This window comes from Pseudomonas sp. RL_15y_Pfl2_60 (genome assembly GCF_963970595.1).
Classification (GTDB): domain Bacteria; phylum Pseudomonadota; class Gammaproteobacteria; order Pseudomonadales; family Pseudomonadaceae; genus Aquipseudomonas.
The window spans coordinates 333748-347380 of the sequence record NZ_CAXAOE010000006.1; the positions used below are offsets into that span (position 1 = coordinate 333748).

At 56.3% G+C, this 13633-nt stretch carries 21 protein-coding genes; 13 read left to right on the top strand and 8 right to left on the bottom strand.

The features are described 5' to 3' along the window. Positions 1-94 precede the first annotated feature (94 nt). A complete protein-coding gene (locus AACY26_RS17885) occupies positions 95-709 on the top strand; it encodes a TetR/AcrR family transcriptional regulator (protein ID WP_339515977.1) in 615 nt (204 codons plus the stop codon). Between the two features lie 59 nt (positions 710-768). Here the strand turns inward: AACY26_RS17885 and AACY26_RS17890 are convergent, their stop codons facing one another. From AACY26_RS17890 to AACY26_RS17900, 3 genes are all read right to left on the bottom strand, one after another. Then, the gene (locus AACY26_RS17890; protein WP_339515978.1) at positions 769-1632 is read right to left on the bottom strand and encodes a phasin family protein; all 864 of its coding nucleotides are present in this window, start codon (positions 1630-1632) and stop codon (positions 769-771) included. 10 nt (positions 1633-1642) lie between these two features. Continuing rightward, the gene (locus AACY26_RS17895; RefSeq protein ID WP_339515979.1) at positions 1643-2083 is read right to left on the bottom strand and encodes a phasin family protein; all 441 of its coding nucleotides are present in this window, start codon (positions 2081-2083) and stop codon (positions 1643-1645) included. A gap of 121 nt (positions 2084-2204) precedes the next feature. Next, complete coding sequence (locus AACY26_RS17900; RefSeq protein WP_339515981.1) at positions 2205-2483, bottom strand: polyhydroxyalkanoic acid system family protein; 279 nt, start codon at positions 2481-2483, stop codon at positions 2205-2207. 144 nt (positions 2484-2627) lie between these two features. On the opposite strand from AACY26_RS17900, the gene ubiE reads away from it, so the two are divergent. The 9 genes from ubiE to AACY26_RS17945 all read left to right on the top strand — a co-directional run bounded on the left by ubiE (position 2628) and on the right by AACY26_RS17945 (position 8720). Then, the gene (gene ubiE / locus AACY26_RS17905; protein WP_339515983.1) at positions 2628-3398 is read left to right on the top strand and encodes a bifunctional demethylmenaquinone methyltransferase/2-methoxy-6-polyprenyl-1,4-benzoquinol methylase UbiE; all 771 of its coding nucleotides are present in this window, start codon (positions 2628-2630) and stop codon (positions 3396-3398) included. Then, positions 3398-4015, top strand: coding sequence for a ubiquinone biosynthesis accessory factor UbiJ (locus tag AACY26_RS17910; RefSeq protein ID WP_339515984.1), 618 nt, complete (start codon positions 3398-3400; stop codon positions 4013-4015). The genes ubiE and AACY26_RS17910 overlap by 1 nt, the downstream gene beginning before the upstream one ends. Then, positions 4012-5601, top strand: coding sequence for a ubiquinone biosynthesis regulatory protein kinase UbiB (ubiB, locus tag AACY26_RS17915; protein ID WP_339515985.1), 1590 nt, complete (start codon positions 4012-4014; stop codon positions 5599-5601). Before AACY26_RS17910 ends, ubiB begins: the two co-directional genes overlap by 4 nt. Before the next feature lie 62 nt (positions 5602-5663). Further along, positions 5664-6065: a phosphoribosyl-AMP cyclohydrolase gene (hisI, locus tag AACY26_RS17920; RefSeq protein WP_339515986.1), complete on the top strand. Its 402-nt coding sequence runs from the start codon at positions 5664-5666 to the stop codon at positions 6063-6065. After that, positions 6058-6390 carry a phosphoribosyl-ATP diphosphatase gene (locus tag AACY26_RS17925; RefSeq protein WP_339515988.1) on the top strand — a complete coding sequence of 111 codons (333 nt, stop codon included), beginning with the start codon at positions 6058-6060 and terminating at the stop codon, positions 6388-6390. Before hisI ends, AACY26_RS17925 begins: the two co-directional genes overlap by 8 nt. A gap of 25 nt (positions 6391-6415) precedes the next feature. Continuing rightward, positions 6416-6649 carry a twin-arginine translocase TatA/TatE family subunit gene (gene tatA / locus AACY26_RS17930; RefSeq protein WP_339515989.1) on the top strand — a complete coding sequence of 78 codons (234 nt, stop codon included), beginning with the start codon at positions 6416-6418 and terminating at the stop codon, positions 6647-6649. Positions 6650-6775: 126 nt separating this feature from the next. Continuing rightward, on the top strand, positions 6776-7222 hold the full coding sequence (gene tatB, locus AACY26_RS17935; protein ID WP_339515990.1) for a Sec-independent protein translocase protein TatB: 447 nt from the start codon (positions 6776-6778) through the stop codon (positions 7220-7222). After that, a complete protein-coding gene (gene tatC, locus AACY26_RS17940) occupies positions 7219-8016 on the top strand; it encodes a twin-arginine translocase subunit TatC (RefSeq protein ID WP_339515992.1) in 798 nt (265 codons plus the stop codon). Before tatB ends, tatC begins: the two co-directional genes overlap by 4 nt. Then, positions 8013-8720, top strand: coding sequence for a 16S rRNA (uracil(1498)-N(3))-methyltransferase (locus tag AACY26_RS17945; protein WP_339515993.1), 708 nt, complete (start codon positions 8013-8015; stop codon positions 8718-8720). Before tatC ends, AACY26_RS17945 begins: the two co-directional genes overlap by 4 nt. 6 nt (positions 8721-8726) lie before the next feature. On the opposite strand, the gene AACY26_RS17950 is transcribed toward AACY26_RS17945, so the two are convergent. Next, complete coding sequence (locus tag AACY26_RS17950) at positions 8727-9224, bottom strand: winged helix-turn-helix transcriptional regulator (protein ID WP_339515994.1); 498 nt, start codon at positions 9222-9224, stop codon at positions 8727-8729. Positions 9225-9327: 103 nt separating this feature from the next. Here AACY26_RS17950 and AACY26_RS17955 point away from each other — a divergent pair, with 103 nt between their 5' ends. Then, positions 9328-10059, top strand: a complete 732-nt coding sequence (locus AACY26_RS17955; protein WP_339515995.1) for an SDR family oxidoreductase — start codon at positions 9328-9330, stop codon at positions 10057-10059. Between the two features lie 35 nt (positions 10060-10094). Next, positions 10095-10685, top strand: coding sequence for a 2-hydroxychromene-2-carboxylate isomerase (locus AACY26_RS17960; RefSeq protein WP_339515996.1), 591 nt, complete (start codon positions 10095-10097; stop codon positions 10683-10685). A 127-nt stretch (positions 10686-10812) separates the two neighbouring features. On the opposite strand, the gene dtd is transcribed toward AACY26_RS17960, so the two are convergent. After that, positions 10813-11250, bottom strand: coding sequence for a D-aminoacyl-tRNA deacylase (gene dtd / locus AACY26_RS17965; RefSeq protein WP_339515998.1), 438 nt, complete (start codon positions 11248-11250; stop codon positions 10813-10815). After that, a complete protein-coding gene (gene pip, locus AACY26_RS17970) occupies positions 11247-12218 on the bottom strand; it encodes a prolyl aminopeptidase (RefSeq protein ID WP_339516000.1) in 972 nt (323 codons plus the stop codon). Before pip ends, dtd begins: the two co-directional genes overlap by 4 nt. A gap of 82 nt (positions 12219-12300) precedes the next feature. On the opposite strand from pip, the gene AACY26_RS17975 reads away from it, so the two are divergent. Then, on the top strand, positions 12301-12735 hold the full coding sequence (locus AACY26_RS17975) for a hypothetical protein (RefSeq protein ID WP_339516002.1): 435 nt from the start codon (positions 12301-12303) through the stop codon (positions 12733-12735). Between the two features lie 37 nt (positions 12736-12772). Here the strand turns inward: AACY26_RS17975 and AACY26_RS17980 are convergent, their stop codons facing one another. Continuing rightward, positions 12773-13336, bottom strand: a complete 564-nt coding sequence (locus AACY26_RS17980) for a lipocalin family protein (RefSeq protein ID WP_339516003.1) — start codon at positions 13334-13336, stop codon at positions 12773-12775. Between the two features lie 7 nt (positions 13337-13343). Continuing rightward, positions 13344-13598, bottom strand: coding sequence for an outer membrane protein assembly factor BamE domain-containing protein (gene bamE, locus AACY26_RS17985; RefSeq protein WP_339516004.1), 255 nt, complete (start codon positions 13596-13598; stop codon positions 13344-13346). Between the last annotated feature and the right edge of the window lie 35 nt (positions 13599-13633).

Here is a 13633-nt window from a genome sequence, read left to right on the forward strand (position 1 = left end):
GCTCGCCCCGGATGCGCGGACACAATTCGCTACTGTTCGAAATCCCGTGGCACAGTTATCTTCAAGGCATGAGCATCAAGATTAAGAAATCAGCATGAAAACTCGTGAACGGATTCTCGAATGCGCCCTGATGCTGTTCAATCAGGAGGGTGAGCCTAATGTCTCAACCCTTGAAATTGCCAACGAGCTCGGCATCAGCCCGGGCAACCTGTATTACCACTTCCATGGCAAGGAACCCTTGATCATTGGATTGTTTGAACGTTTTCAGGCCGAGCTTGCACCTTTGCTCGACCCGCCTGAGGACGCGCAGCTGGACGTTGAAGATTACTGGCTATTCCTGCACCTGATTGCCGAGCGAATGGCCCACTACCGCTTCCTCTTTCAGGACTTGTCCAACCTGACTGGGCGCCTGCCCAAGATTGCCCGTGGCATGCGCCACTGGCTAAATGCACTAAAACGCACGCTGGCCGCTCTACTGGCGCGACTCAAGGCCGAAAACCAGTTGCTTAGTGATACCCAATCACTTGGCCAGTTGGTTGAGCAGATAACCCTGACACTGCTGTTCTCGCTCGACTACCAGCGCATTATTGGCAGTGAAGGCGAAAGCCGCCTGGTGGTTTATCAAGTCATGATGCTGGTCGCGCCACACCTGAGCACCGAGTCGCGCTTTGCCGCCGAGCACTTGGCTCAACGCTACCTTGAAAGCTAATTCACAGATAACAAAAAGCCCGGCACTGATGCCGGGCTTTTTGTTTTACCGCTAAAGGCTTACGACTGTGTAGTCGGCGTTACTGGCGTTGCCGCCGGTGTAGCTGCGGCTGGTGTAGCAGGTGTAGCCGGAGCCGCTGGCGTGGCTGAAGCGGCAGGCTTGGCCACAGCGGGCTTGGCTGCAGGTTTAGCAGCTGGTTTACGCGCTGCTGGTTTCTTTGCCGCTGGCTTGGCAGCTGGTTTAGCAGCTGCTTTGACCGCAGGTTTTGCTGCAGCCTTGGCTGCGGGTTTAGCCGCCGGCTTGGCCGCCGCTTTTGCGGCAGGTTTAGCAGCAGCCTTTGGCGCTGGTTTTGCGGCAGGCTTGGCGGCTGGCTTAGCAGCGGCCTTGGCCACAGGCTTTTTCGCTGCAGGCTTGGCAACGGGTTTAGCCGCCGCCTTTGGCGCTGGCTTGGCCGCAGTTTTAGGAGCAGGTTTAGCTGCGGGCTTGACTGACTTTACCGAGACGCCAGTGAGCTTTTCGATTTGCTTGGTCAGGCTTTCAACTTTGGCGTTCAGTGCTTTGACTTCATTGCGGCTCGGAACCCCAAGACGTGAAATCGCATTGTTCAAACGCTTGTCAAAAGCCTCTTCCAGCTCGCCCCACTTGCCGATGGCCTTGCCACGTACTTCTTCAACGCGCGACCTGGCAGAGCCTACACGTGCGTCAACCGAAGATTTAGCAGCGTCAACCTGTTTGTCGACTTCAGTCTTGGCTTGCTTCTCAGCTTTCTCACCATCCTTGACCAGCGTATCGAACAGCTTGGTGCCATCCTTGCTGACTTTGGAGTAGGCGCCCAAACCGGCAAGCCAAATTTGGCGTGAATATTTTTCTACGCCGCCGATCCACGAACTAGCTTCTTTTTCGACTTTCTTCTTAACAGCCATTCGACTCTCCTTATTTGGTACGCGAGACGTGATCAAGCAATGCACTCAACTCATCCAGCTTAGCAGAGAGAACATCGATGTCCTGCTTCGACGGAATACCAATACGGTTCAGAGCAGAGGCAACACGAGTGTCGAATGCCTTCTCGATTTTGTCGAGTTGCAATTCCACCTTGCCTTTGACGCTGCTGACATTACTGCGCACGCTGTTCTTGGCGCTGTCGATCTGGCTATTGGCCGCATCGACTTGTTGATCAACGATTTTCTTGCCTTTTTGCTCGACGCTCTCACCGGACTTGATCAGGTCTTTCAGGTACTCGGCGCCTTCCTGACCGGCTTTGGCATATGCACCCAAACCCGCCAGCCAGATTTTCCGCGCATAGACTTTGGCGTCGCTCAGCACGGAAGCTTTGTCTTCGACCACAACTTTCTTTTTGATAGCAACTTTGGACATGGTGCACCTCACTCAGAAATTAAGAGGAAACGCCCACGAAGTGCAGGCTTGAGACACACCATATCGATGAAAATTAGAAACCACATACTAAGAGCTGTATTTAATACGCAACCCCAAACGACTAGGCGCTGAGGTGCTTATCCAACACCTGCTCAATCTCACGCTTGATAGTTCCGCTCAAGGCCGAAAGCATTAAGCCAAGGTTTAGCTGCACACGAACCTGATCCTCGCCCACCTCGATTCGACCATCAGCGCCGCTACGCTTGAACTCGAGCACATCATCTTTCCACTGATAGCGCACGCCATACTCGTTGGCCAGGCGCTGCGCCAGATACTCCGCTTTCTCGCGGGCGGCTTCACGGCCCAGTGAATGGGGGCGTTGAATGTCAATTTTGGCCATTGGGTTCCTCGTGGCTGCGACCTTATTTGGCCAGACTATAGCAGGCCTGTTGGTCGCTCTGCTCGCGGCCATGCAGCGCATGCCAAGACATAAGCCTCGTCGCAGGTTTAGAATGTAGCCCACTATGATTCAAGTGAGCGCAACATGAACGATCCGCGCAAGAACAGCGACAGCGAACCGACCACACACTTTGGCTTTAAAGACGTACCAGAAAGCCAAAAAGCTGAAAAAGTCGCAGAAGTGTTCCACTCGGTGGCTGCAAAATACGATGTCATGAATGATCTGCTTTCAGGCGGCATGCATCGCCTGTGGAAGCGCTTCACCATTGAACTGTCCGGCGTTCGGGTCGGCAACAAGGTGCTCGACATCGCTGGCGGCACTGGCGACCTCACTCGCCAGTTTTCACGCTTGGTGGGGCCTACCGGCGAAGTAGTGCTGGCCGACATCAATGACTCCATGCTCAAGGTCGGTCGCGACCGCCTGCTAGATCGCGGTGTTGCCAATAACGTCCAGTTTGTCCAGGCAGATGCTGAAAAGCTGCCATTCCCGGACAATCACTTTGATTGCGTGACCATCGCCTTTGGCCTGCGCAACGTGACCCACAAAGAAGATGCCATCCGCTCCATGCTGCGGGTACTCAAGCCGGGCGGGCGCCTGCTGATTCTTGAGTTCTCCAAGCCATCGAGCGCCTTGCTGTCGAAAATTTACGACCGCTACTCGTTCACCGTCATGCCGCTGATGGGCAAGTTGATCACCAATGACTCAGAAAGCTATCGCTATCTGGCCGAGTCGATCCGCATGCACCCCGACCAGGACACGCTGAAGGCGATGATGATTGATGCCGGTTTTGAGCGCACCACGTACCACAACATGACCGGCGGTATCGTAGCGCTGCACCGGGGTATCAAGCCCTGATGCTGCTGAGCGGGCTACTGGCCGGGGTTGAAACCGGCCTCAACCGGGTGCTGGCGATGGACAGCACGGCACTGCCGCGCCTTGAGCATTTGGCAGGCAAAGTGATTGCCGTGGACTGCCTGTCGCCAGCAATGAGCCTGTTTATCATGCCCGACGGTGAAGGCCTGATGCTTGCTGCACACTGGGAAGGTGAAGTCGATTGCCGGCTGCGTGCGCCAGCATCCAGCTTGATTCGCCTGGCCACCAGCCGTGACAAGACATCGGTGCTGCACAGCCCGGAAGTCGAACTCGACGGCGACAGCGCGGTGCTGCTTGATCTTGCTGCCGTGCTCCAAGACCTGGAGCTCGACTGGGAATACGAGCTGTCGCGCTGGCTTGGCCCAGTCGGCAGCCAATTGCTCGGTAGCCACCTGCGCAGCCGCGCCAGTTGGACCACACAAACACTGGATACCTTGCGTTTGAATCTCGCCGATTATCTCAGCGAAGAGTCGCGCACCTTGGTTGGCCAACGTGAAGCCAATGCACGCTTCGCCGAACTGGATGACCTGAAGTTAGCCCTCGACCGTCTCGATGCCCGCATCGAACGTCTCGCCCAACGTAATAAGCCCAACGAATGAAGCTGCTCGCCGCACGTCGCTTGTTCCGAATCCTGCGTGTAATCATCCGCTACCAGCTTGATGATTTACTCTTCGCCCTGCCGTTGCCACTGTGGCTGCGCGTGCTCAGCTATGCCCTGCCGTGGCGCTGGCTACCGCGCAAAGACCTGGGCCTGAGTCGTGGTGAACGATTGCGCCTGTCCCTTGAAGAGCTCGGGCCAATTTTTATCAAGTTTGGCCAACTGCTCTCCACCCGCCGCGATTTAATGCCGCTCGACGTCGCCGATGAGCTGAGCAAGCTGCAAGATCAAGTGCCGCCATTCGATCCAGCCCACTCCCTGGCGCTTATCGAAGAGCAGCTCGGTGCCAAGGTTGCTGACACCTTTGCCCGTTTTGATCCACAACCTCTGGCTTCCGCTTCAGTTGCTCAAGTTCACGCAGCGCGTCTGAAAACAGGCGAAGAAGTAGTAATCAAGGTTATTCGCCCCGGCCTCAAGCCAGTCATTCGCCAAGATATCGCCTGGCTGTTCATCATCGCCAAGGTGGCTGAAAAAGCCTCTGCAGATGCCCGCCGCCTGCGCCCGGTTGAAGTGGTCAGCGACTACGAGAAAACCATTTACGACGAACTGGACCTGCTGCGCGAGGCGGCGAACGCCAGTCAGCTGCGGCGCAACTTTGAAGGCTCGTCACTGCTCTACGTGCCGCAAATCTACTGGGACTATTGCCGCCCGAAAGTTTTGGTCATGGAGCGCATATATGGCATTCCGGTAACTGATCTGGCGACATTGGCGGATCAACGCACCGACATGAAGCTGCTGGCTGAGCGTGGGGTTGAGATTTTCTTTACCCAGGTCTTCGACCACAGCTTTTTCCATGCCGACATGCACCCAGGCAATATCTTCGTCAGCACCAGCCAACCCTGGAATCCGAAGTACATCGCCATCGATTGCGGCATCATCGGCAGCCTGACCCCAGAAGATCAGGACTATTTGGCGCGCAACCTGCTCGCATTCTTCAAACGCGACTATCGCCGCGTCGCCCAACTGCACATCGACTCGGGCTGGGTGCCGGCGCAAACCAAGGTCAATGATTTCGAAGCGGCGATTCGCACCGTTTGCGAGCCCATCTTCGAACGACCACTCAAGGATATTTCCTTCGGACAGTTGCTGATGCGCCTGTTCCAGACGGCTCGACGCTTCAACATGGAGGTCCAGCCGCAGTTGGTGCTGCTGCAAAAAACCTTGCTCAATATTGAAGGCTTGGGCCGCCAGCTCTACCCCGATCTTGACTTGTGGAGCACCGCCCAGCCGTTTCTGGAGCGCTGGATGCGTGAGCGCATCAGCCCGCTGCATCTGCTGCGTAACCTGCAGCAGCAAGCCGAACAAGTTCCACACCTGTCGCAGATTGCCCGCGATACACTGGAAAAACTCAATCAGCAACAGCTCACAGTCAAGACCGTTGAGCAAAGCTATTCAATCTGGCCTGCTCGCCTGATCGGCGCGGCCTTGATTGCAGGCGCAGTGAGCCAGGGGTTATCGCTTGAACTAATGGCTTGGCCGAGCTGGACGATGCTCGTCGCCGGCATTTATCTGGTGCTGCGCCGATAGCCACGCCTGAGCTGTACTGGCAAACTAGAGACTCGAAGAGCCCAAATTGGGCGGAACCTGTAATGAACGATTGGCTTGATGAAATAAACTGGAACAGCGATGGCTTGGTTCCAGCAATTGCCCAGGATCACCAAACTGGCCGCGTGCTAATGATGGCGTGGATGAACCGCGAAGCATTGGCGCTGACCGCCAGTGAAAACCGCGCTATTTACTGGTCACGCTCGCGCGGCAAGCTGTGGCGCAAAGGCGAAGAATCCGGGCACGTACAAAAGCTCCACGAGCTGCGCCTGGATTGCGATGCCGATGTGATCATCCTCAAAGTCGAGCAGCTCGGCGGGATCGCTTGCCACACCGGACGGGAAAGCTGTTTCTATCGCGTTTTTGAAAACGGCGCGTGGAAAACAGTCGACGCAGTGATCAAAGACCCAAAAGCAATTTATGCCGAAGGACACAGCCATGACTGATACCCTGACCCGCCTGGCTGAAGTACTTGAGGCGCGCAAAGGCGCAGCGGCAGATTCCTCCTACGTGGCGAGCCTGTATCATAAGGGCTTGAACAAGATTCTAGAGAAAGTCGGTGAAGAATCGGTTGAAACCATCATCGCCGCAAAGGATGCTGCAACCAGTGGCGATTGCAGCGACGTAATTTACGAAACAGCCGATCTGTGGTTTCACAGCATGGTTATGCTAGCCGCCCTTGGGCAACATCCCCAGGCCGTGCTGGACGAGTTGGATCGACGCTTTGGATTGTCCGGGCATGCAGAAAAAGCTGCACGCCCTGAGTCCTGAACCTTATTAAATCGGAGAGTGCATCATGGGTTTCGGTGGAATTAGCATTTGGCAACTTCTGATCATCCTGCTGATTGTGGTCATGCTGTTCGGCACCAAGCGTTTGAAAGGTGTCGGCTCTGACCTCGGTGACGCAATCAAGGGTTTCCGCAAGTCGATGGGTAATGAAGACGCGGACAAGCCGCCGGTTGAGGACGAAAAAGGCCAGACCTTTGACGCTCAGGCGCGCAAGGTTGAAGACCCGGCAAAGAAAGACTAAGCCCGCGCCAGACGCTCGCCTTAGCCAAATGGCCGCCTGATGCTGCGCCGGTTCAACGCGTAGCATTTGCTGGCTGTTTACCCGTTTTTCAGCAGGTCCTGTTTTACAGGTCCAAAGAGTCGCCTCATGTTTGATATCGGTTTCACTGAACTGCTTTTGTGCGGGCTTGTGGCGCTCGTGGTGCTCGGCCCTGAGCGCTTGCCGGGCGCAGTACGGACAGCGGGCTTATGGATTGGCCGGATTAAACGTAGCTTCAACGCGATCAAGGCTGATGTCGAGCGTGAGATTGGCGCAGATGAAATACGTCGCCAATTGCACAACGAGCAGATTCTCGACCTTGAGCGCGAAATGAAGTCAATGCGCAACGACATTCTCGCCCCGGGCAAAAGCTCAGAAAAACCGGCTGCCGCAACCCCGCAAACGACCACCAGCATCGAGCCAGCCAATGCGGCACCAGCCCCTTTTGGCGAATCACCTAGCCCAAGCTCGCCGGACGAGTCAGCGCCTGCGGCGACAACGCCAGACCCAGCGCCCAGCACGGCTGCCAGCCAGGATAAAGCCCAACAACCATGAGCCGTTTACCTGAACACGACGACGAAATGCCGCTCGTCTCGCACCTCACCGAACTGCGCACTCGCCTGCTGCGTTGTGTGTTGGCGATATTTGTCCTGTTTGCCGGGCTGTTTTACTTCTCGCAAGACATCTACGCGCTGGTAGCAGCGCCGCTTCGCACCTATTTGCCAGCGGGCGCGACCATGATCGCAACAGGCGTGGCGTCGCCGTTCCTGACCCCTTTCAAGCTGACCCTGATGGTTGCGCTGTTCCTGGCGATCCCGGTGATCCTGCACCAGATCTGGGGCTTTATCGCGCCCGGCCTGTACAAGCACGAAAAGCGCATTGCCGTGCCCTTGCTGATCTCCAGCATCCTGCTGTTCTACGGCGGCATGGCGTTCGCCTACTTCGTGGTCTTCCCGATCATGTTCGGCTTCTTCGCCAGCGTCACCCCGGAAGGGGTCGAGATGATGACGGACATCGGCCAATACCTCGACTTTGTATTGACCCTGTTCTTCGCCTTCGGCGTAGCCTTCGAGATTCCCGTCGCCACCTTTTTGCTGATCTGGGTGGGTATCGTTGATGTGCCGACCCTGCGCAAAGGCCGCCCCTACGTTGTGGTCGGCTGTTTTGCAATCGGCATGGTGCTGACGCCACCCGATGTTTTCTCGCAAACCCTGCTCGCCGTGCCGATGTGGATGCTGTTTGAGGCCGGTCTACTTTGCGGCGCAATGGTCAAGCGCCGTGAAGAACAAGAAGCCGAGACAGCTGAAGCCAGCGATAAAACCGATCAGCCGCCTGCTACCAAGCCGTGAACCTACTGCTGCTTGAAGACAGCGATTGCATTAGCGCCGACCAAGCCATCCTCAGCGGTCGGCGGCTAAAGCACATGCAGGAAGTGCATCGCGCCGAGGCCGGGGACAGCCTGCGTGTCGGTCGCATCAATGGGCTGATGGGCAATGCACAGATCCTGCAAATGGATGCACAGCAGGCGCATATCCGATTCGAGCTTGACCAAGCACCGCCAGCCAAACTACCACTAACCTTGCTGCTGGCACTGCCTCGCCCGAAAATGCTCCGCCGCGTGCTACAAGGCATCAGCTCGATGGGCGTTGCCCGCGTGGTACTGCTTAACAGTTACCGGGTTGAGAAAAGCTTCTGGCAGACGCCATTCCTGCAGCCAGAGGCCATTCGCGAGCAACTGATCCTGGGGCTGGAACAAGCCCGCGATACGGTGCTGCCCGAGATCAGCATCGAAAAGCGCTTCAAGCCTTTTGTCGAAGATCATCTGGCGCAGATGGTTGGCGACAGCCTGGGCCTGGTCGCTCATCCCGGTGATTACCCGCCATGTCCTCGCGCAGTGGAGCGCCCGGTAACGCTGGCCATAGGTCCCGAAGGCGGCTGGATTCCTTACGAAGTGGAAAAACTGCAGGAGTCAGGCTTGAACCCGGTTCAACTCGGCGAGCGCATCCTGCGCGTCGAAACCGCTGTTACCACGCTGCTCGCCCGCCTCTTTTAACAACGCTTAATCGCCAAGCGCACGCACCGACCAATGGGCAGGCAGCAGCTTGCCGCGATACTTTGGCGACTCCTCCAATTGCACATCCTGCGGCCGCAATGGCTCAGCACAGTGTGAACAGACCATCAGCCCATGCATCTGCTCGCCGCACGCCACATGACGATGGCGAATTGGCGCTTCGCCCGCCTCGCTCATATGCACATCCCCCCAATGCACCAGCGCCATGATTGCTGGATACAGGTCGCGACCCTTGGCGGTGAGGCGATATTCCTCGCGCACCGGCCGCTGTTGATAGGCCTGTTTGCTCAACACCTGCGCTTCAACCAGCTTCTTCAGGCGATCAGACAACAGGTGCCTGGTCACGCCGAGGCGTTGCTCAAAGTCATCAAAGCGACGAATCCCCATAAAACATTCGCGCAGCACCAGCAATGTCCAACGGTCGCCGACCACCGATAAGGTGCGGGCCAAGGAGCAAGGCTGCTGATCAAGTTCTTCCCAGCGCATAGGCCGCCTCCACAAATTATTGGATAAGAATAACTTGACAGGTTCTAAAATGGAACTGACTATTCAGGTTAGTTCCAAAAAAGAACCAACAATCGGAGCAGCCATGACAACTCAACGCAAAGCAGTCTTAGTAGTAGGCGCAGGTGACGCAACCGGTGGCGAGATCGCCAAACGATTTGCCCGTGAGGGATTCGTCGCCTGCGTGGCCCGGCGCAACGCGGAAAAACTTCAGCCCTTGGTCGATAGCATCGAACAAGCCGGCGGCGCCGCCCGGGCGTTCGGTTGCGATGCCCGTATTGAAGAACAAGTGATTGAGATGTTTGCCACCATTGAGCGTGAAATCGGCCCCTTGCACGCGGTGATCTTCAATATCGGCGCCAACGTGAATTTCTCCATCACCGAAACCACCGAGCGGGTGTACCGCAAGGTGTGGGAAATGGCGACACTAGCCGGCTTCCTGACCGGACGAGAGGCCGCCAAGGTGATGCTGCCACGCGGCCAAGGCACAATCATCTTTACTGGCGCAACGGCTTCACTGCGCGGCGGCAAAGGTTTTAGCGCCTTTGCCGGGGCCAAGTTTGCCTTGCGCGCACTCGCCCAAAGCATGGCCCGTGAGCTCGGCCCGCAAGGTATCCATGTGGCCCATCCGATTATCGATGGCGCCATCGACACTGCGTTTATCCGCGAAAACTTTCCGGAGCGTTACGCCCAGAAAGAGCAAGACGGCATTCTCAACCCCGAACATATCGCCGACAGCTACTGGCAATTGCATTGCCAGCCGCGCGACAGTTGGACCCATGAGCTGGATTTACGTCCCTGGATGGAAACCTTCTAAAGCCGCGCGCAAGTCAAAATACTAGGAGTGATTCGATGAGCAAACAGGTTGAGTTTTTCTTTGACTTCGGCAGCCCTGCCAGCTACCTGGCCTGGACCCAACTGCCAAAGATTGCAGCCAGCGCGGGCGCACAAATCAACTGGCGCCCCATGCTGCTGGGCGGTGTATTCAAAGCCACCGGTAACAGCTCACCGGTACAAGTCCCAGCCAAAGGTCGCTATATGCTGCAAGACCTTGGCCGCTTCGCCAAACGCTACAACGTACCCATGAGGTTTAACCCAAACTTCCCGATCAATACCCTGACCTTGATGCGCGGTGCGGCCGGTTACCTCGATGACGAGCGCTTTGGGCTGTTTGTCAAAGTCATATTCGAAGCGATGTGGGTAGACGCCAAGAACCTGGCCGATCCACAACAAATTGCAGAAGTGCTCACAGCAGCAGGCTTCGAGCCTGAAGAATTCGCGCGATTGGTTGCAGACGAGAGGGTCAAGGAGCGCTTGAAAGCCAATACCGAGGAAGCCATCCAGCGCGGTGTGTTTGGCGCACCGAGCTTTTTTGTCGACGGCGAACTGCACTTCGGCCAGGACCGCCTCGACTTTGTCGCCGAGGCGTTGGCACGCCAGTAGTTTTAAAGGCGTTGCTCAAAGACGGGCAACGCCTTTTTATCTAGCACTTTGGCATTCGCAATCAGGGCAAACTTTGTGGACATTTCGGTGGACAAGCTACGCGTTGTCACACCCTACTCGCTAAAGCTTATGTCTCAAGCAGGAAAGTCACGGGGCCATCGTTGGTCAACTGCACTTGCATGTCCGCGGCAAAGCGACCTGTGGCGACAATAGCGTGCTGGCTTCGCGCTTGTTCAACCAGCAAATCAAACAGCTCGGTTGCCAAAGCAGGAGGCGCGGCCGTCGAGAAGCTTGGGCGTAGGCCACTTTTGGTATCCGCCGCCAAGGTGAACTGCGATACCAGCAACAAGCCGCCAGCGACATCGGTCAATGAACAGTTCATCTTGCCATCGGCATCACTGAACACCCGGTACTTGAGCAACTTGTGCAGCATTTTGCTGACACTGGCTGGAGTGTCGTGTGGCTCAACGCCAACGAGCGCCAGCAAGCCTTGTTCAATCGCACCAACCACTTCGTTTTCAACCGTGACTTGCGCGCTGCTGACGCGCTGGATCAGGGCCTTCATGCTTCATCCGGTGCCAAATCAAGGATACGCCGGGCGACTTGATCTGCTGCGCGCACCAGGGCATCGGTAATTCCGACTTCAGCCGCTGCATGACCAGCATCGCGAATAATTTGCAGCTCACTGTTTGGCCAGTTCTGATGCAGCTCCCAGGCGTTGTCCAGCGGGCAGATCACATCATAGCGGCCGTGCACGATAATTCCGGGCAGATGGGCGATCTTGTGCATGTCGCGGATCAGCTGGTCGGGCTCAAGGAAGCCATTGTTGACGAAGTAATGGCTCTCGATTCGCGCAATTGACAAGGCCCGGTGTGAGTCAGAAAAGCGATCCACCACTTGCGGATTGGGTCTAAGTGTCGCGGTGCGACCTTCCCAGGTAGACCATGCCTTGGCGGCGTGCATCTGGGCGATCTGATCGCTCCCGGTCAGGCGCTTGTGAAAGGCCTGTACCAGGTCGCCACGCTCTTCCTGCGGAATCGGCGCGATGTAATCTTGCCAGTAATCCGGAAACAGGCGGCTGGCACCTTCTTGATAAAACCACTGCAACTCTTGCGGACGGCAGAGGAATATCCCGCGCAAAATTAATGCATGGACGCGCTCGGGATGCGCTTGGGCGTAAGCCAGGCCGAGGGTCGAGCCCCATGAACCGCCGAACAGCACCCACTTGTCGATGCCCAGGTGCTGGCGAATGGTTTCAAGGTCCGCGACCAAGTCCCAAGTGGTGTTTTTTTCAACGCTTGCATGGGGGGTTGAGCGTCCACAACCGCGCTGGTCGAAGGTGACAATGCGATACAGGTTCGGGTCAAAAAAACGCCTGCTCAGCGCATCACAGCCCGCCCCAGGACCGCCGTGGATAAACACCACGGGCAAACCATCCGGTGATCCGCTCTCGTCCACATAAAGCACATGCGGCGCCTCCACCGCCAGCTCGTGGCGGGCGTAGGGCTTAATCTCCGGATACAAGGTTTGCATGGTCAGCTCCTTTAATTTTTTTATACAGTGTCATCAGCACTGGCAGCGCATTGTGCCGGCCACCATGGAGTAGGGTTCGAGTATGCCTGTAAAACTAATCGCCTTGACGCTATTGATGAGTTTCACCCTACTCTGCGGCTGTGGTGCCAAAGAATCCCCACAGGCTGCACTAGACAAAGCGGTACAGCAACTTCAGGACAATCTTGAAGCGAAAAAGACCAGCGCGGTGATCGAGCAGTTGCACCCGGAGTTCGCAGCGCAGCAGCAGTTTGACCCTGACTGGGCCAAGCGCACCATGACCTTAATGTTCTTACGTTACAAAAAGGTCAACATCATCGCCTTGAGTAAAGACAGTCGAATTGACCCAACTTACAGCAGCAAAGCCTATACCGATGCCCAAGTCGCCCTCACCGGGGCAGAGGGATTGATCCCCGATAGCGCCCGACACTATGCGGTCAAACTTGAATGGTGGCTTGAAGGTGATACCTGGAAACTAGCACGGCTCGGCTGGCAATAATGCGCCCGACATTAAATTGAATGCCGGGCGCATCCGGTTATTGCTTAGGCATTTGTGCATCCGGCGTGCGCCAAATCAGATCCTCGGTGTCGTAGCCGCGGTCATGGGCCACTTCGAGCAATTTAGCGCGCTGCTCCGGGTCTAATTCAGTGCTACGCGAAAGCACCCACAAGTATTTGTGGTTAGGGCTGCCAACCAGCGCGTGCTGATAGTCATCATCCAGGTACAGCACCCAGTAATCACCCTTGGCCACACCGGGCAAAAGATCGCTGAACCAATTGTCGAAGCTCACCCAGAGCTTGTCGGTCTTGCCTTCGACCTGAGGCACTGCCTGGCCCACAGCCTCCTGCCATTTTCCTTCTGCGTCGCGGCACTTGTTAATGACGCTGACACTGCCGTCAGCCTGCAGCGCGTAATGCGCCTCGGACTGCTTGCAGTTGCGCTGGAAGAACATCGGCAAACGCGCCTGCTCATACCAAGTGCCCTGGTAACGCTCCAGATCAACCTTGTCTACAGTCTTGGGCGGCACGGCTCCGGTGCCAGAATTGGCGCAGCCCGCCAGCATTGCAGCGGCGCATACCCCTAAAAGAATGCGTTTCATAGTTTCCTCAGTTCAGGCCTTCACCTGAAAACATCATGACTTTGTCGCCGGCGTATTGAACGCTGATAAATTGCTTTCTATCGCCCCAGGTACAGCTCGACAACCCCATGGCGCCCGCGCAATCAGTTGGATCACCGAGCAATGCTTCAACCTCGGCTTTAGTCATTCCAGTTTTGAGTTTGGAATAGTTTTCCTGTGTGACTTTGCTGCATGCAGCCAGCACAACACAAAAACACAGCAACGCGAATTTACGCAGCGACATAACTAAAGCTCCCTGTTTATTAGTTAATCAAGCTT